Source organism: Dermacoccus barathri (genome assembly GCF_015070805.1).
Taxonomy (GTDB): Bacteria; Actinomycetota; Actinomycetes; order Actinomycetales; family Dermatophilaceae; genus Dermacoccus; species Dermacoccus abyssi.
In genome coordinates, this window is the sequence record NZ_JADCTK010000002.1 from 167,246 (window position 1) to 189,932 (window position 22,687).

Below are 22,687 nucleotides of genomic sequence, written 5' to 3' on the forward strand. Positions count from 1 at the left end.
TTCAGATCCTCCACTCGGGGCGCAGTACGGCATCGGGGGCGCCGAGGTGAACGGGCACGGGTTGGTGGTCGACCGCGGTGCCGAGCCCTAGGTGTGCTGCCAGCTCGGCGAATTGTGCCGCCGCGCTCTCCCCAGGGCCTGGAGCTGTGACGTTGATGTCCTGCCAGTAGGTTGCAGGTTCTTCGGGCAGGGCGCTGAGATCGAGGCCCACGTTCGAGCCGAAGAGTCGCTCGATCTCACCCGGCACTTGCACGAGGTAGGGCTCGTCGATCGTGAACAGCAGGTGGGACTGTTCCTCGTCGTAGACCTCCCACCGCTCGGATCCGAGGTCGACAGCGAGAACGAACTGCGGGTCGACCTCGGCAATGGCCCACGCAATCTGTGCAGGGTCGGGTGCATTGAGCGTGATGACCGTGAAGCGATTACTCAAAGTCTTCCTCCGATGTGTCGAGCTCGGCGTCGTAGGCGACCTGGATGACGTGGGGAGCACGTCCGCCCTGGATGTACATGCCCCGACCGGGCGGGAAGTGGCGAGGCCGGATGCCGCCCACGAGAGCCCCCTCGGTACGGTCGCCGTCCATGAGGAGGGTTGCTGCACCCGATTCGCGCACGGCTGCGGTGAATCCCTCGTACATCCCGCGAGAGGCTCCGGCCACCTTGCGCGTCATGATGACGTGCAGACCGACCTCGCGCGCCATGGAGGCGTAGGGAGCGAGTTCAGCAAGTGGCGAGGATCCACCTGCTGTCAGGACGTCGTAATCATCGATGACGAGCACGATCCGCGGCGTCGGGGTCTGAACCGGGCCGCTGGCCGTGGGGTCCGACGGCACACGGGTCGTCAGTTCCTTGCCGATGGCCGCCGCGAGGTTCCGTGCCAACATGGGGCTCTTGGCATGCCCGCCGAGGAAATCCTCCGGAACCGCACCGTCCAATTCCTGGCGAGGATCGAACAGCGCGATAACCAAGTCATCCGGTGAAGCCTCGGCAACGAGCTGACGACAAATGCTGCGCAGCAGGTTCGTCTTGCCACTTTGAGAGTCGCCCATGACGAGCAGGTGCCGATCCCGGCCAAAGAGGTTGACGTACTGCGTCGCGAAGTCATGCTCGCGCAGGCCCAGAGCGAGCACTCCGTCGCGTGGTGCCGGCTGCATTTTCTCGAATGCCAGCTGAGGGGGCAGGACGCGAACGGGCGCCACAGGAGAGTCAGAGTGCTGTTGGGCGAGCTGATCCGCGATGGCGGTGAAGGCCTCGCTCATTCCCTCTGTGTCGCTCATGCCGTCGAACCGGGGCAGGGCGAAGTGGCCGATGAGTTCGTCGTTCTGTAGCGCCCGTCCGGCGCGGTTGGCAGGCAGAGACTCACCCCGCTTCTTCCCGAAGGCAGATTCGGCTGGCTCGGTGAGGCGGAATTCGATCCGGTTTCCGAAGAACGACTGTTGGGAGATGCGGATCTCGTTCGAACGGGTCGCGGTCGCGATGACATGAACGCCGTACCCCGATCCGCGTGCGAGCAACTCGTGGACGAGGGGTTCGATCTCCTCGAACTCGTCGGCCAGTTGTCCGTACCCGTCGATGAGCAGGACGATGTCGGCAGAGGGAAGCTCGGCCAGACGCCCGTCGCGGTGCATGGCCCGCATCGACTCCACGGAGTCGATGCCGTACTGCTGGAAGACACTCTCTCGATGCACCAGCATGGCGTGCACCTCTTCGACGGTTCGGCGAACGTTCTCGCGGACCGTCCGCACCCCGACGCCACCGACGTGGGGTAGTTGCTCGAGGGAAAGCAGTGCGCTGCCTTTGAGGTCGATGCCGTAGAACGCGAGCTCGCTCGGGGAGTGTGTGAGTGCCGCGGCCAGTGTCAGCGTCCGTAACGCCGTTGTCTTCCCCGTCTGAGGTCCACCCATCACGGCCATGTTGCCCCCTGCGCGCTTGAGGTCGACGAACCATACGTCCTGCCACTGACGCGATGGGTCGTCGAGCATCCCCACGGGTATGGAAAGGCCTCCCCCAATGGGTGCGACGGCTCCAACACTCGTCATCTGGAGCGCGCCGGTGACGTCATCGAGGGCCATGCGATTCCTCAGCGGCGGAAGCCAGATTTCCTGGGTCGCTCGAGGGAACTCGCGCAACACATCAACGAGGTGACTGAGCACCGTCGTTCCAGTTGTGCGTTCGGATGCCGTGGCCTCTTCGGGCTCGTCGTGGTTCTCTTCGGCAGCGAGAGCCTGGACGACGGATCGTTGCTCCTCCACGTAGAAGGGCGCACGGAGCACAGGCGCCTCTCGTGGGGTTGGCGTGCCTGCGTCAGCCGTTGTCTGAGCTGCGGTGAACGGACCCGACACGAATCCGGCCTTGAACCGTTCGTAGACAGACGTGTCGACCTTGAGGTAGCCGTACCCTGGAATAGCCGGGAGGTTGAACGCATCCGGGGTGTCGAGCACGGTGCGTGACTCCGCCTCGGAAAGGGTGCGAAGGCCGAGTCGATATGACAGGTAGGTTTCCAAGCCACGCAGTTTGCCGGATTCGATGCGCTGGCTCGAGAGCATGAGGTGGACGCCAATCGAGCGTCCGATGCGCCCGATGGACAGGAACAGGTCGATGAAGTCGGGCTGCGCGGTGAGCAACTCGCCGAACTCGTCGATGATGACGAGCAGGTGGGGAAGCGGAGTCCACGTCTCGCCGCGCTCCTGCGCCTCGCGTCGATGTAGTTCGTAGTCAGTGATGTTGGCGATGTTGCCGGCGGCTTTGAGCACTTCCTGGCGACGACGGATCTCGCCAGCCAGCGAGTCGTGCACCCGGTCGATGAGCGACGGGTCTTCAGCGAGGTTGGTGATGATGCCGTTGACGTGCGGGGCTCCTTCGAAGGGGGCGAACGTGGCACCCCCCTTGAAGTCGACGAGCACCATGTTGAGCCGCTCCGGGGCGTGGGTCGTCAGGAGCGCGATAACGATGGTACGCAAGAGCTCCGACTTGCCCGAACCTGTGGCGCCGACACACAGACCGTGCGGTCCCATGCCGAGTTGAGCGGATTCCTTGAGATCGAGCAGCACGGGCTTTCCCTCGGAGTCCGGGCCGAGCGGTATGCGCAGGAAGTCCTGATCAGAGCGCGGTTGCCAGTTCTCGCGGATCTCGTCTGCGGTGAACTCGGTGAGCGAGAGCATCTCGGTGTATCGGGCGGCGTCGGCCACGTCGTTGTGCTCGAGTGAATCAGGCGAAAGTCGCAGTGGAGCAAGCATTCGAGCCACGGCCTCGGCTTGCGCCACGTCGACCCACTCAGCGCGCAAGTCCTGCTTGCCGCGAGTCGTGTCCGCGTGGCCCACCTTTTCGTAGGTCACCTGGAAACCGGACGCGTCGCCGTCAACGCTCTCACTGACGGTGAATCGGGCGGCGACTTCATCCGGCTCGTGGGTGCGCTCGTCGATCAGGCGGACGCAGGTGACGCCGAGTTGGGCGGCGCTCAGGCTGGAGTCCGGGGAGGCGAGCGCCGTCGCCGGCCCCTCACCCGTGAGGTCGATGACGACGAGGCGGGGCAGCAGCATGCCGATCGAGACGTCCCGGGTGTTCTTGCGCGCCTCGGCCACCCGACGGGACCGTTTGTTGAGGTCGCGGCGCAGATCGGCCGCGAGTGTCTCCGTCGACGAGTACACGCGGCGCGTCGGGCCGAGGGCTGTCGGGCGTTCTTGGTCTGCCACGTGGGGCAGAAGCCAGACCCATTCCCAGGCATCGCGCTTGGAGGGCGGCACCACAACGGCCAGATGCACATCCTCCGGGGAGTGCGCAGCGGCAGTGCGGCAGATCAACTCCCGTACGACAGATTGCGCCAGGTCGGGCGGCCCGAGCACCGTGATTTCGCCCCGTGAGTCGAAGTCGAATTCGCAGGGTAATCCGGGGCACGTTTCGTAACGTTGTGCAACGCTGCGCGCTTCTGAATCGAGGAAGAAGTCGGGGCGTTCGATTCCGGACTCCTGCTTGCGCATCTCAATCGTGCGGACGCGGCGCTCGCCGGTGCCGAGGCGCAGCGTCAGGAAGTCGCTGTGCGTGCGACGGCGCTCCCACAGGCGCGCGGGGTCGCTGATCAGGGTGGGCAGGGCGTCGAATGCGGGAGCGTTGACTCGCGCTTCACGCTTGAGTCGCTCGTCGTCCTCGCGGTAGTGGCGACGGTTGTCGTCGAGGTATTCGAGATAGGCGTCGCGCTTGTGCTCGCGCTCGCGGCGGGCTTTGCCACGCTGGGTGAACAGTAGGACGACACTCGCGAGCACCGTGACGATCATCATGAGCGCCCCGACGGCGGCGAACGGTGATCCGCGGAACAGCATCATCACGGTCATGGATGTCGCGGCGCCCAGGAGGGGCACGAGCGTCAGCAGGTTGGTTTTGCTTCCCTCTTGGTCGATGACGGGTGCGCGTTCGAGTTCGTGCTTTTCACCGAGAGCAAGTGGCTGAGTGGAGCGTGCGGGGCGGTGGACGACGTCGTACGTCATGCGGAGCCTCCTTCGACGGCGATGCGTCCGGCGCGAGACAACCTCATGGCTCGGGCGGTCAGCGTGAGGATCTCTGCCGTCTCGCGTTCACGCAATGAGGCGAACGAGGTGGGCTGCCCGTGCGAGAGAGTCGGCGCGTGCCGCAGTGCGCACGCGTCTCTCCCGAGCTCTCTGCGCTCGCGTCGGCGCAACCTCGCCGGTTCGTTCATCACCTCGACGAAAGGCAGGTTCGGGTGGAGGTGCCTCAACAGCGAAACGAAAGACCGGGCAACCCCTTCCTTGTTTGCGTGCCGATCGGTGACGACGACGGCGGCGTGAGCACTCGCGAGAGCTTCAACCGTTCGCGCATCTTCCAGCCCGGGCGGGGTGACGACGACGGTGACACCGCAGTGCCGGGTGCACCCGGCCACGAGGGCGTGGACGGCGGCACCGTTGAGGTCGGCTTCGCCAGGAGGTTTGCGCATGATGACGACGTCGTCGTGCGGCTGAAGGCGCATGGTGCGACGAAAGTCGTCGCGCGTTGCCGGCTCGTTGACGGCGAGTGCCCCTAAGGCGGTGGCGGGGGTGAGCGCCGGTCTGTCGTCGTCTCCACGTGGGCCTCCGGGCGACTCCGCGAGATCGATGGTGGCGACCAGGTCGTCGCGCAGCGTGTGTACGCCGAGCGTCAGGCCCATCCCGACGGTGGACGCCCCGCTGCCCTCTGAGGGTGAACACACGACGATGCGTCGGCCGGTGGCGATGGGATGCTGGATGTCGGCGGCTGCCGCAACGAGCGTCTGGGGAAAGGAGTCGCGTCCGATCAACCTGCCGGTGGCGGCGAGGGCGGCCCGCAGGCGGGGCCCGACGGGGTGTTCGAGGGGCGTGGCGTGACGGTCGGAGCGGCGTGCGGGCATACCTTCTCCCTCGGGACGGGTCACTTCTGAAAGGTCTGGGTGAGAGCGGAGTAGACGCCGAAGTGTCCGACGAGCATCGGCACGACGAGGAGGGCGACCCCCGCTTCGATGCGATCGGCCAGAAGTCGGCCACGAGCAGTGACGTGAGCCGGCGCTTGCAGGTGGGGGCCTGCGAGGCTGATGAGACCGGCGAGGACGAGCAGGGCGATGACGATCCCGTCTATCGTCGATCGCTCGAGATGGTCGGCGAGTGCCGCACCGACGAGGGTGAGAATCACGACGCCGGTCAACGCGAGGGGGAGTCGTTCGATGCCGAGCGGGAAGTGGCGTGATCGCAGGAGCAGCAGGATGCCCCAGGCTGCGATGAGCGGCAGGTCCCAACGCCAGGTCGCGTTCACCCCTCGCGTGACGACGGCAGCCGCGACGACGCTCGAGCCGGCGAACCACAGGAGCGATGAGGCGAGCGCGCGGTGCGCAGTGGCGAGAACGGTGACGACCACGTCGCGCCGCAGCGTCGCGCCGTTGCTCCTCGCATCGTCGAGTGCGTTCAAGCCGGCGAGCGCTACCGCGATGCGTGGCGCGAGGCCGAGGAGGAAGGCGCATGCGACGCCGACGCACGCCGCGCCGGTGCGATGATCCACCGGCAGACGCCAGGCTCCCGCCCACGTCACGGCGACGAGGACGATCGTCGAGATGAGCACTACCGCCCCGCGATAGGAACGGCGATGGATTTCGCGCGCCAGTTGGACGCCGCCGATCACCGCAGCCGCAATAATGATTGTGTGCGGAGCATCGGGCCGAACTGAGTGTGCGTAAAGGCCAGTGGCGACGAGGGCTGTGGTGCACAGGGCCATGCTGTGCACGGTGAAGCGCCGGGACAGTGCGGCGGCACCCAGCAGGCAGACGACGACGAGGACGGCCGCGCCACGACCGAGGAACTCAGGGCGCCAGGTGGAGAGCAGCCACAACGCAATGACGAAGCATGACGCGCCCAGCGCGGCGCTCACGAGTCCGGGAGCGCTCCACCGGTTCTCGGTGTCCAACGGGGGAAGCTCGTCCTCGACGACATCGGCCACATCGAAAACGATGGGCTCCGGTAGCGCGTCCTGCGTGCTGGTCAGGTAGAGCCATGCGCCGTCGGCGATGTTCTCGTCGGCCAGAGTCGAGCGCTCCGACAGGGCGGGCCCGCCCATTCGGTTGAGTACCGTGCGCGTCGCTTCGTCGCTACCTCGGCGCGGGTCGCCGACGATTTCGCTCAGGCGCGGCAGGATCGTCGCGATGGGCTGATCGCTGGGCAGGAGCAGCTCGGCGTTCTTGCCGACCCCGGAGACGGTGACGCGGGTGAGAGTGGGGGCCATGGCTACCTGGTGCTTCCTGAGGTCGAAGTCGTACCGGCACGGCTCGTCATCGATGATGCCGGTGAGGGCGCGTGCGAATTCGTCACGACGGGCGCGTTGCGCTGACGTTCCTGCTGAGCCTGCTTGTCGAGAAGGTTTGCGACGAAGGACGTGGCGACGCAGCCCGCGCAGAGCACGGCGGCGGCGATGACGCCGAACACGAGTGGCTTGACGTGGTCTTGGGCTTGTCGGCGCCAACGCTCCGGCCCGAAGAAGAAAGCGTTACGCAGGCGACCACGACGCAGGTTGACCGATTCGACGATCTGCTGGTCGAACTTGCGCACACCCGATCCTTCCCCGCGACGACGACGCCTCTGACTCGCGCATCGTAGGCGACCTCTCGGGGTGGCGACCAATTGCGGTCGCTCGCGTTTTGAGTTGATATTTCAACCATTCCCGCCTGCGCCCGCCAGAAGGTGGACTGTGTATCCATCCGATTGATTTCGCCCCTATGGATCGGTTTGTATAGTCACCGAGAGGCGTTTCCGTCCGCGTGAGTGGGAACGCAAGTTCGAGGAGGGATGGCAAACATGAAGTTCGACATGGGTAGTGACGCTCTGGGAACGCTGACGAAATCGACGGGAGGTTCTTCCGACGAACTGGTCCGCCTCGTGCGCCAGTTGGTCGACGCTGCGAGTCCGATGGAGGGCAAGTTCAACGGTGCCGGGCGTGCCAAGTTCGATTCCTTCAAGCAGCGCGTCGACGAGATCACGAACGACCTGAGCAGTTCGCTGTCGGCCATCAACCAGGGCCAGAGCGAGATGAACACCGCCACGCAGACCGGTGACCAGGACGCGGCAGATGACTGGTCGCGCAGCGAGGGCAACGCCAACTTCGATGGTGCGCGCTTCAGCGCCAACCGCTGACCGGACGAGAGAGGACTGACAACGCATGGCAACTTCTGACCGTATTTCTTTCGACACCGACGCGTCGTCGAATGTTCAGGGCGACATCCAGAGCATCGTTGCGCGCTTGGAGACGCTGATGAGCGAGCGTGACCGTCAGGTCTCCACGGCGATGTCCGACTTCCAGATGGACGGCGCCTCTGACGAGTACCAGCACGTCGAGACTCGCTGGAAGAACGCCTCGACGGAGGTCAAGGGCATCATTGCCCTCGTGAAGTCGACGCTGTCGACCAACGACCAGACGGCCACGACGACGCAGTCGAAGACGCGAACGGCCATTTCGAACATCGGGTGATGCGGCGCAGACGCGTGGGGCTCGGTGCGGAGATGCTCCGCCCCACGCGTCTCAGTCGTGGTCGTGCGGCAGGGAGGGAACACCGTGAGTTATGACGTGGATGTCAGCCAGTGCAATGTCGTGTCCAACAACGTCGCGACGGACATGAAGGATTACGACGCGGCGAACAAAGCGATGGGCAAAGCCACGCAGGCTGCCGCGACGGATTCGAAGTCAACCCTTGTCGCCACCGCGATCAACGGCTATGTAGCGCACGCCTACAACACGGACGTTCAGTCGATCAGCACGCTGACGAACAACGCCCGAAGCGGCTTGGCCGAAGCCTTGGGCTACATCGCGTCGGGCGACGACGAGATGGCACATTCCTCGATTGTGTCGCTCGACAAGACCGACGGGGCGGGAGACAACGTACCGAAGGGCACACCCGCCCAGGCACCTGCTGCGAAGGGAAACGGCAGTGACTGATTCAGGCCTCTATCCGGGCAAGCTGCCGGTCCTGGCGAATGCGGCAGGGCTCGAGACACAGGCGAAGGAGATTCGCACCCAGGGTGCGAAGATTTCGACGACGGCCACGACGATCCACAAGGAGTGGCAGAAGCTTGCGGCGCATTTCAAATCGCCTGACACCGCGACTCTGACGGCTGCGCTCAAGCCCGGCATCACCGATGGTGACTCGGTCAAGACAGATGCCGAGACCGTTGCCAAGGCGCTGGAGGCGTACGCGAAGACGGAGCGCACGCTGCAGGCGCGCAAGACGACGCTGTTGACCGACATCGCCAACTTCGACAAGTCCATCGAGGGCGATGACGAGTGGAAGAAGGACGAGGACAAGGTCAAGGCGCAGCAGGCCCTTGTCGGGCGTATGAACCAGTTGGCCGCTGACCATACGGCGGCCGAGATCACGTGTCAGAACGCGATCGCTGCGATCTACGGAGGTGTGCGCTACCGCCAGCAGGGAGCTGACGGCGCTGAAGCGCCGAACGGTGAGCAGCATTACGGCTACACGAAGGAAGTGCTCGACTCGGCGGCAGGTGCCGGTGACCTGCCCTGGGCGAAGGTGGCCGAGTGGGACAAACCGTGGTACCGCGACGTGTGGGACGGTGTGAAGTCGTTCGGGTCGGGGTTGTGGGAGAGCGTCAAGGGAACGGTGACGGGCCTGAAGGCCATGCTGAATCCGTTTGACTGGAAAACGTTCTCGAGCACGTGGAAGGGGGTCGGCACCCTTGCCCTCGACGTAGCCGTGGCGACGAGCCCAGTGGCCACTGTGCTCATGCCGGAGCGGGCGAAGGAGTCGCGGACGCGGCTCAAGCAGGTTGGCACCGCTCTGCTGAACGTCGAGGAGTGGAAGCGCAACCCGGCCAAGGCGGCGGGCATGCTGACTGGTGATGTTCTGCAGACACTCATCCCGGGCGTGGGTGGTGGCCGAGCAGTGGTTGTCGCCGGTAGGGCCAGCAGGGTCGTCGGCCGAGCCGGTCAGGTTGCCACGAAGTTGGGAGCCTCTGAACGCGTCGTCAAGACGTCAACGGACGCGGTGACCAAGACGATGAACACGGTTGCGTTCAAGATCGATGATGTGGGTCACGCAACGCGTCAGGCGGGTTATCGCGTCACCAACCCAGTGATGGATCGCGTGGTGCCGCATGTCGATCGCGCTCGCGCCACGATCACGAGATTCAACAACCAGGTGTCCCCCTATGTTCGAGCGGCGGGCGACGCGGTTGTGGAACCGTGGGAGCGTAAGTCATCAACCGCTCACGCTGTGAGCAACCAGAACGGTACCGCGGCGGTGCGCCGGGGCGCTCCGGGTGGCATCCCCGGCTTCGGCCCGGAGCGTGACTTCGCGACCCTTCTCAAGACGCGTCAAGAGCAAGTGGCGACGACGCGTCCGCCGGGTGGTGGTTCCGGTAGCGGCAATGGACACCTGCCGGCCGCAGCCGATCCGAGCTATGTGCCGAAGGAGGGCGAGGTTCTTCTCCGCCCTCGTGACAAGTGGAGCGAGGGGCAGAGGGCGGAGTTCACCAAGAAGGTGGACGGTCTCAACGACGCAATCGACAAGAAGGGTGATGTCACCTATGTCAAGGAGAAGGCGCCCCGCACGTCCACCCGTGCGCGGGTGATGTCAGACTTTGCGGATAGGGCGTACGCGCAGCGTGTTTCGGGGGGATCGATGCCGAGGGAATTCGAGCGCATGAAGGTTCCGGCCGATGTCCACGCGAAAATCGAGGCTGCGGCTGTGAGGGCTGAAAGCAGTCGTGTTGGTTCACTCAGTAAGAGCCAGTACGAGGGCATCATTCGCGAGGAGTTGCGTAAGTACGATCTCGATCACACGCGTGATTTGCAGGTGGGCGGCTTGGATGATGCGGAGTCGAATATGCAGTGGTTGGAGCGTTCGGTGAATCGTAGTGTTGGTGCGCAGTTGCGTAATCAGGGGCGGCGAGTTGTGAATCCTTTCGTCAAGAGCGAAAGATACGACGTGCCGGGTACGGGTACGCAGGTCACTGAGTTTGTGGCGGGGGCGGCGCGGTGAGTTGGTTTCGCGGTATCAAGTGGGAGGAGTACAGCCAGGTTCCCCCGGCGACGTTGGCGTGTGTGGATGAGGCCCTGTCGTTGTGGGATCGGAGCATTTCAGCACTCGCGAATGAGTATTTGGGTCCGGAGATTCGTTCTGAGTTGGCGACCGAGGCCGGTTTCTTTGAGGGGTGCCGCAACGTGGCGATGTTGGCGACGGTGATGGGGCAGCGGGAAGTTGCTGTCGCGTTGATGCGCGCTCGGGCGACCTATGAGGAAGGCATTCCTGGCATTCATGCGCGCGGGTTGAGCAGGGGCGCGCTTCATTGGTGTGCTCAGGTGTTGAGCTTGCCGGGTTGGGAGCGGTTGTTTTTTGATCCGTGCGATGCGGATGATCTGGGGCTGGAGCTGACGTCTGAGATTCTTAGCTTTCCGGTGACTCAGTACTTCATTGCTGGCTCTGATGCGACCAGGGATTCGTATTGGTCGAGCGATCAGGTAACGAGCATGAGGTATTTGTTGCAGGACATGGCAAAGATGGCTGCGTATCGTTTTTGGCCTGCGTATAACGATTTGGGGTTGTCGGCTCAGGATTTTGAGGATGAGTTGGTGGCTGATGCGGGGTTGTTGCGGCGGGTGTTGGGGTTGAGTTCGGCGTTGCCGGTTTTTGAGGTGGATGAGCGCGTGGATTTGCCGGATGGGTTCAAGGGTTTGTTGCCGTATCGGCGGATGGAGCGTACGAGTTTGGCTCGTCGTCGTGCGGTGGGGAAGTTGCCTCCTGCGGAGGTTTCGGGTGCGAGTGTGCCTGCGGGCCCGTATGGGTCGGCGCGGCATGAGGCGTGGTTGGAGCAGGAGCGTCAGCGCAATCTCTGAGGTGGCCCATGAGTGATGGGGTGTTGTGTGCGTTCGCTCTCGATCGCCCGCGTGATGTGCAGGTTGGCGGTTTGGATGATGCGGAGTCGAATGTGCAGTGGTTGGAGCGTTCGGTGAATCGTAGTGTTGGTGCGCGGTTGCGTAATCAGGGGCGGCGAGTTGTGAATCCTTTCGTCAAGAGCGAAGGATTCGACGTGCCTGGTACGGGTACGCAGGTCACTGAGTTTGTGGCGGGGGCGGCGCGGTGAGTTGGTTTCGCGGGATCAAGTGGGAGGAGTACAGCCAGGTTCCCCCGGCGACGTTAGCGTGTGTGGATGAGGCCCTGTCGTTGTGGGATCGGAGCATTTCACGGCTGGCGAATGAGTATTTGGGTCCGGAGATTCGTTCTGAGTTGGCGACCGAGGCCGGTTTCGCTGAGGGGTGCCGCAATGTGGCGATGTTGGCGACGGTGATGGGGCAGCGCGACGTTGCTGTCGCGTTGATGCGTGCCCAGGCGACCGAGGATCAGGGCAAGGATGGTCTGGTGGCGCGCGGGATGGAGCGCGGCGCGCTTCATTGGTGTGCTCAGGTGTTGAGCTTGCCGGGTTGGGAGCGGTTGTTTTTTGATCCGTGCGATGCGGATGATCTGGGGCTGGAGCTGACGTCTGAGATTCTTAGCTTTCCGGTGACTCAGTACTTCATTGCTGGCTCTGATGCGACCAGGGATTCGTATTGGTCGAGCGATCAGGTAACGAGCATGAGGTATTTGTTGCAGGACATGGCAAAGATGGCTGCGTATCGTTTTTGGCCTGCGTATAACGATTTGGGGTTGTCGGCTCAGGATTTTGAGGATGAGTTGGTGGCTGATGCGGGGTTGTTGCGGCGGGTGTTGGGGTTGAGTTCGGCGTTGCCGGTTTTTGAGGTGGATGAGCGCGTGGATTTGCCGGATGGGTTCAAGGGTTTGTTGCCGTATCGGCGGATGGAGCGTACGAGTTTGGCTCGTCGTCGTGCGGTGGGGAAGTTGCCTCCTGCGGAGGTTTCGGGTGCGAGTGTGCCTGCGGGCCCGTATGGGTCGGCGCGGCATGAGGCGTGGTTGGAGCAGGAGCGTCAGCGCAATCTCTGAGGTGGCCCATGAGTGCTGGGGTGTTGTGTGCGTTCGCTCTTGATCGCCCGCGTGATGTGCAGGTGGGCGGCTTGGATGATGCGGAGTCGAATATGCAGTGGTTGGAGCGTTCGGTGAATCGTAGCGTTGGTGCGCAGTCGCGTGATCAGGGGCGGCGAAATGTCCAATCCCCTTCTTCAGGAGAAGAGAGTACCGAGGGCGGGGGAGAGGACCCGTTCAGCGAACGGCATTCGAGGTGGAGGTGAACGCTCGTGCGACGAGTGGCCGACTCAGCGCGGGAAAGATCCGTTTGCTTCCTTGGTCCGGTCGGGCGGCGAATCTGTCCCGGCGTGTGGGTGCCACCCTGCTAGTGTCGGCTTTCCGGCCCAGCGGCGTTCCGAGTTCGCCCGGCCGACCCAACTGCCCGCAACACGAGAGGTTCTCATGTCGTTGACACTCACGGCCACCGACGCCGACACGCGACCTTACGAGGCGACTCTCCTCGACGGGGTTCTCTCCGAACGCAACGTTGCTGGAGCGACGTTCAACAACGGGTTGCTCCGCTTCCACAACGCGGCATCTGCCGAACTCGCGCAGCAGAACCTGTACGAATTCTTCGGCGATCGCGCGAGTGAGCTCACCCCCTTCGCCTTCGACTGGCGCGGCCGTCACTTCTGCCGGGTGCAGCTCGACGGCGAAGACATGGCGCTGCGGGCGGACAGTGCGTTCAATGAAGCGAGCCCCCTCACCGACTACGCCGGTACCGTCGCTTTCCTCCTCGACGACCCCGGGGCCGTCGAATTCCTTGAAGAAGCAGTGATGCAAGAAGCCTTCGCAGCCCTGCAGATCTTCGGCCTGCGATTCACCGACTGCATCGGCCTGAAGGTTCCTGCGTTCCTCGGAGGCGAAGAAACCATCGCCAACATGGAGGTCAACGACATGGACGTCTACTGGAGCTTCAACGCCCAGGTGTACAACCAAGTGAAAGACACGCCTCCCGGAACGCCGATCCGCCTCGGGTGACCGGCGCTCCCCATGCCCACACATCACGTCGACGAGGAGATACCAGCATGATCGACGACCAGCAGCTCCTGGCCAACCTTGAGCGGATCGCGACGCGCGAGGAACTCGTCTGGAACGATGCTGCCGATCCGGATGAGCTCGAGAGCCTGGAGGCATCCCTCGGAATCGAGGTTCCGAGCGCGTACCGAAGGGTTCTGGAGTGGCACGACGGCACCGACGATCGTGAATTCTGCTCGATCGAGGAGTCCGTGGAGGCAGCCGAAGAACTCCTCGAGTTGTGGGAAGACGTCGTCGAGGAGGGCAACCTCGCCCCGAGCGAGCGCAACATCGAACCCGGCACCGGACGCGTCAAGGACGGTGACTTCGTCAAGGGGTGGGTGCCGTTCTACGACTACGGGACCGGAGCGTTCGACCTGCTCGACTGCAACCCCGGCCCGAACGGCTCACACGGTCAGGTCATCCACTACGACCCGGATGGCACGAACGCTGTCACTCACCCTACGCTCGCAGCCTGGGCAGCCGAGCGCGCCGCACACTGACGGCGACCCCCACCTGCGCATCGCCCGTGCTTCGTGGCGATGCCGTCACCACACTGGAGAACTGCACCATGGCGTCGCACCACCTAACCGTCTTCGGTAACGAGGTTGCCCTCGATGGCCGCTCCATCGATGTTCCCGCGGGAGCCAACCCGCACACCATCGCCGTGCGAGCCGCCAAGGAGATGGCGAGTGCTGAATCGAAACCCGGCGAGAGCGTGCACATCGAAGTACGCAACGATCAGGGAGTGTTTCCCCTCGTCATCACGGATGGTGAAGTGAGCGCAGGCCGCGTCGAACCGACCGCGTCCGACGCAGGGTCCGCGGACACGGGCGAACCTGCCAACTCGCGCGGGATCGAATCTGCCATCGAGCCTTCCCGAGCAGAGCCAGCCGCCGGCACTATGCAGAGTCTCCACTCGGCCGAGGGCGCGAGTACGCCAAGAGCACCAGAACCGGCGGATGATGACGCGCCGGCGGCCACTGGCTGGAAGGGCGGTGGCGACATCGTGACGTCCCTGCGCTCGGCGTGGGCGGCCAACGCCGAAGTCCGCCCCCTGCCAGGCCCGCAGCCGGCCGCGAAGGCGTCCGACGTATCTCAAGCGACACCTGTGTTCGCTCCGCCAGAGCCGCGCGCGCCTGAGGCACACCAGCCCTTTGAGCACACGTTCATCGAGAAGCACCGCACCGAGACGCCCACCCCAGCCCCCGTCGGCGGATTCGCGGGCGTGCTCGCCCAGTTCGGCATTGGTGGCCCGAGCCAGGCACAGCAGGCCGAGGAAGCGGACAAGATCGCCGTCTCGAAGGTGTGGACCCGACCCAAGGGCATTGCCGTCGCCAACGGTAAGGGCGGCTCAGGCAAGACGCCGACATCGCTGTACCTTGCTGCGATGTTTGCTCGCCTCGGGGGCGGCATGGTGTTGGTCGACGACAACAACACCTTCCGCGGTGCCGCCGGCTGGCAGACGGAGAACGCCGCGCACGGTGCCACGAAGGAAGACCTCATCGCCGCGCTACCCACCTTTGACGGGTCGGAGCGCGCGGCTGACATGGCGCGCTTCACCCACCACCAGACGACGGACCGTTACGACGTTCTGCAGTCCCGCCCGCAGAAGCTGGCGCGCGACCAGGCGCTCGACGACGCTGAGTTTGATGCGATCCAGGAGTTGCTTCGTCGTTTTTATCGGGTTGTCGTGTTCGACTCCGGCAACGACGAGTCGGCACCGAACTGGCTGCGCATGATCCATCACAGCGACGCGCTCGTCGTGCCGACTGCCACCACGCCGAAGCACTGCGAATCAGCGAAGCTGCTGCTCGAGGCGCTCACGGCCGCCGGCGGGCACGGAGCCGAACTGGCGCGAAACGCGGTCATCGTCGTGTCGCACGCCTCGACGAACGACCCAGCACCCGAGCAGGTTGCCCCGCGGTTCGAGGGCATGGCCCGTGAGGTGCTGACCATCCCGCACGACCCGGCGATGGCGCGCGAATGGTTGAGGTGGGACGACCTGGCTCCGCGCACGCAACGCGCGTGGCTCGCCGTTGGTGCAGCAATTGCCCGTGGCCTCGAGGATTGACCTGTGACGCGTCTCGACCTGGTCGTCGAGGGCGGGCGAGCCCTCGTTGACGGAACACCGCTTGAGCTTCCTCCCGGCGCGGATCCAGCCGCGGCCCTCGTGGCTCACGCGCAGGACCGAGCTCGAATCGAGGGGCCGGTGTTGGCGCACCTGCGCGACGGAGCGGGCACGGATGTGTGGGTGAACGTGGGTGCGGACGGTGCAGTGACTCCGGCGGAGGAGCCGAACCTGGACTCTGACCCGGTGTCGGCACCCCCGACAGCCCTGAGTGCGTGGAGCACCGAGCCGCGGCAGCCGGGCGGGCGTGGCTGGAGCAATCGGTTCAAGCGCGATGACGTGGCACCTTCGCGGCGCGCCCTGCTCGTCGGCGGCAGCGCGATCGGTGCGCTTGCACTGGCGGGCGGCGGGTGGGCTCTCGCCACTGCAGGCGATGACGAGCGGCCCCCGGAACCAGCCTCGTCGACACCCTCTCGCTCGGTGATACTTCCTAACGGGCAGAACGCACCTGCGGGATGGCTGGAGCAGGCAGTTTGGTCGGTCGAAGATGTCGCCGATCCGAAGCCGCAGGTCGATGTGCGTGACGGCATGTTCGCCGTGCTCACCCAGCCTCCGGGCACCGGAGCCGTCGAGGTCGTGGTGGCAGGTGCGCGCGATGGCCGCAGACGGTGGAGCAAAACGCTCGAAGTAGGCGAGATCGTCACGGACGGCCCGTTCATCCTGAACCGGGACGGCAAGCTCATCGTCTTCGTGGCGACGCCGAAGCGCCTTCTCGGCTGGGAGCTTCGAACCGGTGTTTCCTTCGCGGATCACGCCTTCACCACGGAGGACGCGAGTGTCGGTTTCGGCTTGTTGGGTGCCTGGATCGGCACCGGCGGACGGCGGTTCTACGGGTTGACGAAGAAAGGCCTGGCTCCGTTCGACATCCCGGACAAGGCATCGTGCTTCGGCACAATCGGTGACCGCATGTTGGTGGTCGATTCCGGGGCGCAGGCATGGAAGCTCGAGTCCGGGAAGCCAGAGCCCGAGCCCGTCAAGTTGCAGGGCCCCAAGGACGCCACGCCCGGCGGGGTGGTCGCTGTCACGGACGAAGTGCTCATTCTGGCGTGGAACACTTGGCGGAACGTAGCGCTGCGGGCGTACGACCTCAAGACGCTCAAGCCCCGCTGGACGACGCCGTCGGAGCCGCGCTGGGAGGCATACCTCGGTACGGCTCGGATTGCGCCTGACCAGACTTGGGCCACTGTGGGAAACCGCCGTGTTGATCTCACCTCGGGCAAGGCATCCGTCATCGCAGCCAAGTGGACGCCTGTCGCCATCTCGGACGGCTTCGCGTGGGGTGACGATGGTTCATACATCCTCGCCTGTGACAGATCGGGCGAGCTCGTGTCGGGGAAGCCGACACACCGGTCCAACGAGACCGTCATCGTTGTGGCCGGGTACGGCGATCAGGCGTTCGCCACGTCCGCTGCATACGGAACGCCGACGTTGTATTCGCTGAACCGCGCTGTGTGACGGGTCGATGCGTGCGTCGGCCGACTGATGGCGCAGACTAGTTTCCCGCTCCCGAGTCCATCGATGGGTTCACGAGAGCTGGGACGGACCCGGCGTTGGAGATGTCCCCATGCGGCGAAGGGCAACTCGGTCGTCGCGTGCACCAAGCCACCTCGACGTAATTGACAGACGCGAGGGGCGGTCCGGCACCGATCGGTTCGTCAGCTGACGTTTGGTGGTGAACAAGCACGGCTCGACGTGAGCAGCATCTGTGCCACACCGCAGCATCGCTCGAAGGAACCCCGCCGCGAGCGACGACGTCGTAGGTCGAGACCGCAAGGAGAATCACAGCTGCGCTGCACGCCCGCGCCCGTGATCCGTATCCTTGACTCGACGCAGGGGAGGAGCAGGCATGGGTGAGATGTTCGCGGGCCGGTATGAGCTGGTCGACCAGATCGGCGAAGGCGGCATGGGGTCCGTCTGGCGCGTCCACGACCACAAGTCGCGTCGTCTCGTCGCCGCCAAACTGCTGCGCCAGTCGGACGCAGGCTCTCTCCTGCGCTTCATGCGCGAGCAGGGCATGCGCATCGAGCACAGCCACGTCGTCACGCCGCTCGGCTGGGCCGGTGAGGACGGGCGTGTCATCTTCACGATGCCCCTCATCGACGGCGGCTCCATCTCCGACCTCATCAAGGATCACGGCGCGCTGCCGTACCCGCTCGTCGCCGAACTCATGCGCCAAATGCTCGACGGCCTCGACGCCTGCCACAGCGCCGGCATCGTCCACCGCGACATCAAGCCGGCCAACATCCTGCTCGAAGCCACCGGAATGGGCGTGCCCTCGGCCTGGATCACCGACTTCGGCATCGCCGTCAGCGTCGACGCACCGCGCCTCACGAGCAACGAGATGGTTCTCGGAACGCCGGGCTACATGTCGCCCGAGCAGGCCAAGGGCGACGATCCCGACCCCCGCCAGGATCTGTACTCCGCCGGCATGATGGGCATCCACATGCTCACCGGCGTGCGCCCGGGCAACACCACGCGCACCCGACGCGACGACCTTCCGCCGCGCCCCGCCGACGTGCCGGACTCGCTGTGGAACGTCCTCGTCGCACTGGCCGACCCCGTCGCCAGCAGGCGTCCCGCCAACGCTCGCGACGCCATGTCCTGGCTCCTGCTCCCCGAGAACGCCTGGCACGACGCGGCCGCCCGCAACATCCCCGACCGTCTGCCCCCGATGGAGTCCTCGGGCGACTTCGTCCAGCTCCACGCCGGAGCCGCCGCCCGCGCCCTCGATGGCTTCACTGACTCCTCCGCCGCGCCGCAAACGCTCATCGACGGCGCGCCGGTGCCGCAGCGCCGCAAGGTCAAGACGTGGATGGCGGCGCCCGCCTGCCTGCTCGCCGCCCTCGTCGCCGGCTTCGCGCTCTGGCAGCCCTGGGGTGCCGGCGACGGCGCGTACGACGCCAACCACGCCAGCACCGGGGGCACCTGCTACTTCAGCGATGCCGGGTCCGTGGCCACGACGTCGAGCGGCAAGCAGCTCACCTGCACCTATCAGGACGACGGCAGCTACATATGGCAGAAGGCGGACTGATCACCCGCCCCTGGCGTACGACGCAGCGCCCGAGCCGAAACCGGATCGGGCGCTGCTTTCATGTGGGAAGCGTGGCGGTCAGGAGTTATCGCGGCGCCACAGAACGAAAGCCAACCCGGCCACCGCGCCCAGGCCGAGCACGAGCGCTCCACCCCAGAGCAGCGGGTTCGAACCCGAGGTGCCCTCGGTGCTCAGGGTGGCAGGGGCCGGCTGTGCGACGTCCATGGCGGGGCCCTCGTTGGCGTTGCCCTGCACGCGCACCGAAATGACCGACGGAATCGTCTTCGACTCGTCCAGCTTGTCCGAGGACGACGACGGCGTGACGTCGAGTGCCACGTAGTACCAGCCCGGCATCGCCTGCCACTGCACGCTGTCGTCGCCGCCCGTCTCGCGGTCGGCGTTGCCGTAGTCGATGGGAGCCGTGTAGGCGCCGAGCTGCTTCGGGTCGGTGCCCGAGGAGGTCGACTTGAACAGGTACCCGGTGTTCGAACCGGAGCCCGAGACCGTCACCTCGTTGAGCGCGGGGTTGTAGACCTGCAGATCGAGGTTCATGTCCTGCGTCGGGTTGTAGCCGCTGCCGTTCTTCGGCACTTCCCAGCCGACGGACATGCGCTGCCCCCAGCTGAGGTGGACGCGGAAGAACATGCGGCGTCCCGGCTGCGCCTCGACCGTGTACCCGCCTTCCGAACTGGGCAGCGTCGTGGCGTTCGCGAAACCGGCGCCCGGTTCCATCGCCTGCGAGGCGTCGAGGGGCTGGGTGGAGAGGGCCTCGACGTCACCGCTCGGTGTCTTGACCTCGCCGTTCACCTTCGGGGTGCGAACGACCGCGATCTGCACCGGCATCGGGGTGGAGTTGTCGCCGCTGTTGGTGCGCTTCACCTCGAGCCGGTAGGACGTGGCCTTGCGACACGCGTCGGCCGAATCGCCCGAGTCCGTGATGCGCTTCGACGCCTTGGGGTCAACGGCGACGTTCGTCTTGAGCAGGCCCGGGGCGCCCGTGGTGGAAAGGGAGTCGGTGGACGTGGCGCAGGTCGTCTCGCCGTCCGGCGTCGTTAGCTTGATCTCGAGGCCCTGCGAACCGTCGGAAACGCTCCACGCGTTGTTCTTCCAGGTGGCCGAGCCGAGCACGCCGATCTCAAGCCGCTCGCCCTCGCCGCGGGAAATGGCCGCGTAACGCGAGGTCTCGTCGACGGGCAACGTCGTCTGGTACATGCCCGGGTCGAGGGGAGTGCCGTCGCCGGAGGCCACTCGCAGGTCGATGCTCTTGCCGCCAGTGGCAAAGCCGTTGCCGTCGGCCAGCTTCGGCGCGCTCCACGCCGGTGCGGCGCTCGTCGTGGCGAGCCCGACGGTGACGGCGGTCGCTGCGAGCGCCTTCCTCGCGCGTGATGTCGTCATCCTCGTCCTCCCCGAATGTGGTGGTGACAGTGTGCCAAACCGGCGGGCCGTCCTGGGACGTTTCAGCCGCGCGGTCGGTTCCACAGGGTGTGCCACTCGACGCCGATCTCGGCGAACATCTCACGAAGCAGCGGCAGACCGATGCCGACGACGGTGTGCGGGTCGCCCTCGATGCGTTCGATGTACGGGCCGGCGAGGCCGTCGATAGTGAAGGCGCCGGCGACGAACAGCGGCTCACCTGTCGCGACGTACGCCTCGATCTCCGCGTCGGTGATCTCCGCGAAGTGCACCTCGGTGCCGGAGACCGCCCCGAACGTGGCGCCCGTGCCGTCGGCTCGGTCGTCGATGACCCAGTGCCCGGTGTAGAGGGTTGCGCTCCTACCGCGCATCGCGCGCCAGCGGGCCGCGGCGTCGTCCGCGTCGAGGGGCTTGCCGAGCGTTTGCCCGTCGAACTCGAGCACGGAGTCACAACCCAGCACGAGGGCGTCCTCGGGGGCGTCGTCCGGCACCTCGTCGGCGGCCAGCCGGGAGGCCACCGCCTGAGCTTTCGCGTTGGCGAGCAGAAGGGCGACGTCCTCGGGCGCCAACTCACCGTGAGCCTCGCGTGCCGCGGCGAGGGCAGCGTCCTCGTCCACCTCGGAGACGAGGACGTACGGCTCGACACCGGCCGACCTCAGGGTGGCGAGACGGGCGGGCGACTGCGAAGCGAGGACGAGTTGGGTCATGCGGCCAAGGCTATCGGGCGCTCAGCCGGGCAGGTTGTCGACGAAGCACCAGCGCCACTCCTCGCCAGGTTCGAACGAGCGCATCACGGGGTGGCCCGTCTCGCGGTAGTGGGCGCTCGCGTGTGCTCCGGGGGAGGAATCACAGCAACCGACGAACCCGCACGCGGTACACATGCGCAGGTGCAGCCAGGCCATGCCCTCCTCGAGGCAGGCCTGACAGCCCTCGTGGGACTGCGGGGCAGCGCAGGAGTTGTCGGCCTCGACGAGGTGCTCGCACCCGCCACGGCGGGCCTCCGGGGTAAGGAGGGGCTTGGCCTCGCCGAGAGCTGCGTCGCGATCGTCCGCCGTGAGAATCATTGACTCCTCGATGTCGAGCTGGTACAGGATGTTGTCGATCACCTCGTGGTCGACGAGGCCGTGGTCGCGCATCTCGAGCACCTTGTTGCGCTCCGCGGCGAGCATCTGCTGACGGATCTCGCGGTACTGCTGCGTCGGGCCGAGAACATCGCTGCTGCCCAGGCGCTCCCACATGAGGTTGGCGCGGCGCATGCCTTGCTTCTCGAGCGACTTCACGATCGGCTCAGGGGTGTCGGCGAGTCGTGGATCCTCGAGTGCCTTGCGCATCGCCACCTCACCGGCGTCGATGGAGGCCTGGACGACCTGGGCCGCCGCGAGGGCGTCCTCGCGCGGATCGGGGGCGTGCAGCTTCATGGCCTTCGCCACCGTGCCGAGCGTGAAGCCCTGGAGGACGAGGGTGCCGATCGTCACGGTGAGCGCGATGAAAATGAGCGTCTCGCGATGCGGGGTGGCACCCTCGGGGAGCAGGAACGCGGCGGCGAGCGTCACGACGCCGCGCATTCCGGCCCAACCGGCGACCGCACCCTCACGGAGAGAGAGGGGGCGCGAATCCCATCGCGCCACGCGGCCCAGCCACGCCGCGAAGATGATGAAGACCGGCCGGATGAACATGACCGTCGCAAGGACGGTGAGCGCGTAGGCGCTCGTACGGGCCAGGCCGATGTCGGACTCGATGACGTCGGTGATGATCGTCGCCGCCTGCAGACCGATGAGCAGGAAGACCATGTTCTCGAGGATGAACTGAACCGAATCCCAGTTCATCCGCTCCGAGACGCGAGCCTGCGGCGTCTGGATGTAGGGCGCCTTGTAGCCCAGCAGGACGGCCATGACGACGACGGCGATGACGCCCGAGCTGTGGATCTCCTCGGCGGGCAGGAAGGCCACCCACGGAGAGATGAAGCTCAGCGCGACGCTCGTCGGGGTGTCCTTGACGTGCTTTTGGATGAACGCCATGACGAGGAACGCGACGACGCCGATCGCGATGCCGCCCACCGTCGCGACGAGGAAGTCGATCCCGACGCTCAGCGGCGTGACGGACTGCTGCAGCGCGAGCGTGGCCGTGGACACGGTGACGAGGGCCGTCGCGTCGTTGAAGAGGGACTCACCCTCGAGGACGGCGACGAGCCTGCGTGGCAACCCGATGCGACGCGCGACGGCGGTGGCCGCGACGGCGTCCGGGGGAGCGACGACACCGCCCAGGGCCAGTGCCGCGGCGAAACCGATGGGCATGAGCCACCAGGAGACGAGCCCGACGACGATCGCGGTGAAGAGCACGAGCAGCACCGACAGCTGGATGATCTGGTAAACGTCGCGCCGCAGATCGACGAGCGAGATGCGCAACGCCGTCGCATACAGCAGCGGCGGCAGGAAACCGAGGAGAACGACCTCGGAGTCGAGGTGGACCTCGCCCACACCGGGGGCGTAGGAGAGCGCAACCCCGACTGCCGTCAGCAGGAGGGGACCGGAGAGCCCGACCCGCCGCGCCACGAGGCTTCCGAGAATCGTCGTGGCGACGAGGAGGACGATGGGGAGGGCGACATGCACCCGGTCATTATGAC

20 protein-coding genes are annotated in these 22,687 nt (G+C 65.6%); 12 read left to right on the plus strand and 8 right to left on the minus strand.

The window, feature by feature from the left end:
- Nucleotide 1 precedes the first annotated feature (1 nt).
- The 5 genes from IM689_RS03840 to IM689_RS03860 are packed head-to-tail and all read right to left on the minus strand — an operon-like array spanning nt 2 to nt 7,052.
- Nucleotides 2–430 carry a hypothetical protein gene (locus IM689_RS03840; protein ID WP_193642982.1) on the minus strand — a complete coding sequence of 143 codons (429 nt, stop codon included), beginning with the start codon at nt 428–430 and terminating at the stop codon, nt 2–4.
- Nucleotides 423–4,478 (minus strand): type VII secretion protein EccCa, encoded by a 4,056-nt coding sequence (eccCa, locus tag IM689_RS03845; RefSeq protein ID WP_193642983.1) that lies wholly within the window; start codon nt 4,476–4,478, stop codon nt 423–425. The genes IM689_RS03840 and eccCa overlap by 8 nt, the downstream gene beginning before the upstream one ends.
- The gene (locus IM689_RS03850) at nt 4,475–5,371 is read right to left on the minus strand and encodes a hypothetical protein (RefSeq protein ID WP_193642984.1); all 897 of its coding nucleotides are present in this window, start codon (nt 5,369–5,371) and stop codon (nt 4,475–4,477) included. The genes eccCa and IM689_RS03850 overlap by 4 nt, the downstream gene beginning before the upstream one ends.
- A 20-nt stretch (nt 5,372–5,391) precedes the next feature.
- On the minus strand, nt 5,392–6,729 hold the full coding sequence (locus IM689_RS03855; protein WP_193642985.1) for an EsaB/YukD family protein: 1,338 nt from the start codon (nt 6,727–6,729) through the stop codon (nt 5,392–5,394).
- Nucleotides 6,730–6,731: 2 nt separating this feature from the next.
- Nucleotides 6,732–7,052 carry a hypothetical protein gene (locus tag IM689_RS03860; protein WP_193642986.1) on the minus strand — a complete coding sequence of 107 codons (321 nt, stop codon included), beginning with the start codon at nt 7,050–7,052 and terminating at the stop codon, nt 6,732–6,734.
- A gap of 237 nt (nt 7,053–7,289) precedes the next feature.
- Here IM689_RS03860 and IM689_RS03865 point away from each other — a divergent pair, with 237 nt between their 5' ends.
- The 12 genes from IM689_RS03865 to IM689_RS03920 all read left to right on the plus strand — a co-directional run bounded on the left by IM689_RS03865 (nt 7,290) and on the right by IM689_RS03920 (nt 18,651).
- Complete coding sequence (locus tag IM689_RS03865) at nt 7,290–7,634, plus strand: hypothetical protein (protein WP_319803795.1); 345 nt, start codon at nt 7,290–7,292, stop codon at nt 7,632–7,634.
- A gap of 25 nt (nt 7,635–7,659) precedes the next feature.
- A complete protein-coding gene (locus IM689_RS03870) occupies nt 7,660–7,968 on the plus strand; it encodes a pore-forming ESAT-6 family protein (RefSeq protein ID WP_118913403.1) in 309 nt (102 codons plus the stop codon).
- Between the two features lie 96 nt (nt 7,969–8,064).
- Nucleotides 8,065–8,433, plus strand: coding sequence for a DUF6507 family protein (locus tag IM689_RS03875; protein ID WP_193642987.1), 369 nt, complete (start codon nt 8,065–8,067; stop codon nt 8,431–8,433).
- Nucleotides 8,426–10,495, plus strand: a complete 2,070-nt coding sequence (locus tag IM689_RS03880; RefSeq protein WP_193642988.1) for a hypothetical protein — start codon at nt 8,426–8,428, stop codon at nt 10,493–10,495. The genes IM689_RS03875 and IM689_RS03880 overlap by 8 nt, the downstream gene beginning before the upstream one ends.
- 62 nt (nt 10,496–10,557) lie before the next feature.
- A complete protein-coding gene (locus IM689_RS03885) occupies nt 10,558–11,349 on the plus strand; it encodes a hypothetical protein (protein ID WP_193642989.1) in 792 nt (263 codons plus the stop codon).
- Between the two features lie 8 nt (nt 11,350–11,357).
- On the plus strand, nt 11,358–11,597 hold the full coding sequence (locus IM689_RS03890) for a hypothetical protein (RefSeq protein ID WP_193642990.1): 240 nt from the start codon (nt 11,358–11,360) through the stop codon (nt 11,595–11,597).
- Nucleotides 11,598–11,659: 62 nt separating this feature from the next.
- Nucleotides 11,660–12,451: a hypothetical protein gene (locus tag IM689_RS03895; protein ID WP_193642991.1), complete on the plus strand. Its 792-nt coding sequence runs from the start codon at nt 11,660–11,662 to the stop codon at nt 12,449–12,451.
- A 297-nt stretch (nt 12,452–12,748) separates the two neighbouring features.
- Nucleotides 12,749–13,453, plus strand: coding sequence for a hypothetical protein (locus IM689_RS03900; protein WP_193642992.1), 705 nt, complete (start codon nt 12,749–12,751; stop codon nt 13,451–13,453).
- Between the two features lie 47 nt (nt 13,454–13,500).
- Nucleotides 13,501–13,992 carry an SMI1/KNR4 family protein gene (locus IM689_RS03905; RefSeq protein ID WP_193642993.1) on the plus strand — a complete coding sequence of 164 codons (492 nt, stop codon included), beginning with the start codon at nt 13,501–13,503 and terminating at the stop codon, nt 13,990–13,992.
- A gap of 506 nt (nt 13,993–14,498) precedes the next feature.
- Nucleotides 14,499–15,563 (plus strand): MinD/ParA family ATP-binding protein, encoded by a 1,065-nt coding sequence (locus IM689_RS03910; RefSeq protein WP_193642994.1) that lies wholly within the window; start codon nt 14,499–14,501, stop codon nt 15,561–15,563.
- A 477-nt stretch (nt 15,564–16,040) separates the two neighbouring features.
- Nucleotides 16,041–17,075, plus strand: coding sequence for a hypothetical protein (locus IM689_RS03915; protein ID WP_193642995.1), 1,035 nt, complete (start codon nt 16,041–16,043; stop codon nt 17,073–17,075).
- A gap of 391 nt (nt 17,076–17,466) precedes the next feature.
- Nucleotides 17,467–18,651: a serine/threonine-protein kinase gene (locus tag IM689_RS03920; protein ID WP_193642996.1), complete on the plus strand. Its 1,185-nt coding sequence runs from the start codon at nt 17,467–17,469 to the stop codon at nt 18,649–18,651.
- A 78-nt stretch (nt 18,652–18,729) separates the two neighbouring features.
- On the opposite strand, the gene IM689_RS03925 is transcribed toward IM689_RS03920, so the two are convergent.
- The 3 genes from IM689_RS03925 to IM689_RS03935 form a co-directional block, all read right to left on the minus strand.
- The gene (locus tag IM689_RS03925) at nt 18,730–20,046 is read right to left on the minus strand and encodes a hypothetical protein (RefSeq protein ID WP_193642997.1); all 1,317 of its coding nucleotides are present in this window, start codon (nt 20,044–20,046) and stop codon (nt 18,730–18,732) included.
- A 62-nt stretch (nt 20,047–20,108) separates the two neighbouring features.
- Complete coding sequence (locus tag IM689_RS03930; RefSeq protein ID WP_193642998.1) at nt 20,109–20,771, minus strand: Maf family protein; 663 nt, start codon at nt 20,769–20,771, stop codon at nt 20,109–20,111.
- A gap of 21 nt (nt 20,772–20,792) precedes the next feature.
- Nucleotides 20,793–22,673, minus strand: a complete 1,881-nt coding sequence (locus IM689_RS03935) for a Na+/H+ antiporter (protein WP_193642999.1) — start codon at nt 22,671–22,673, stop codon at nt 20,793–20,795.
- Nucleotides 22,674–22,687 lie beyond the last annotated feature (14 nt).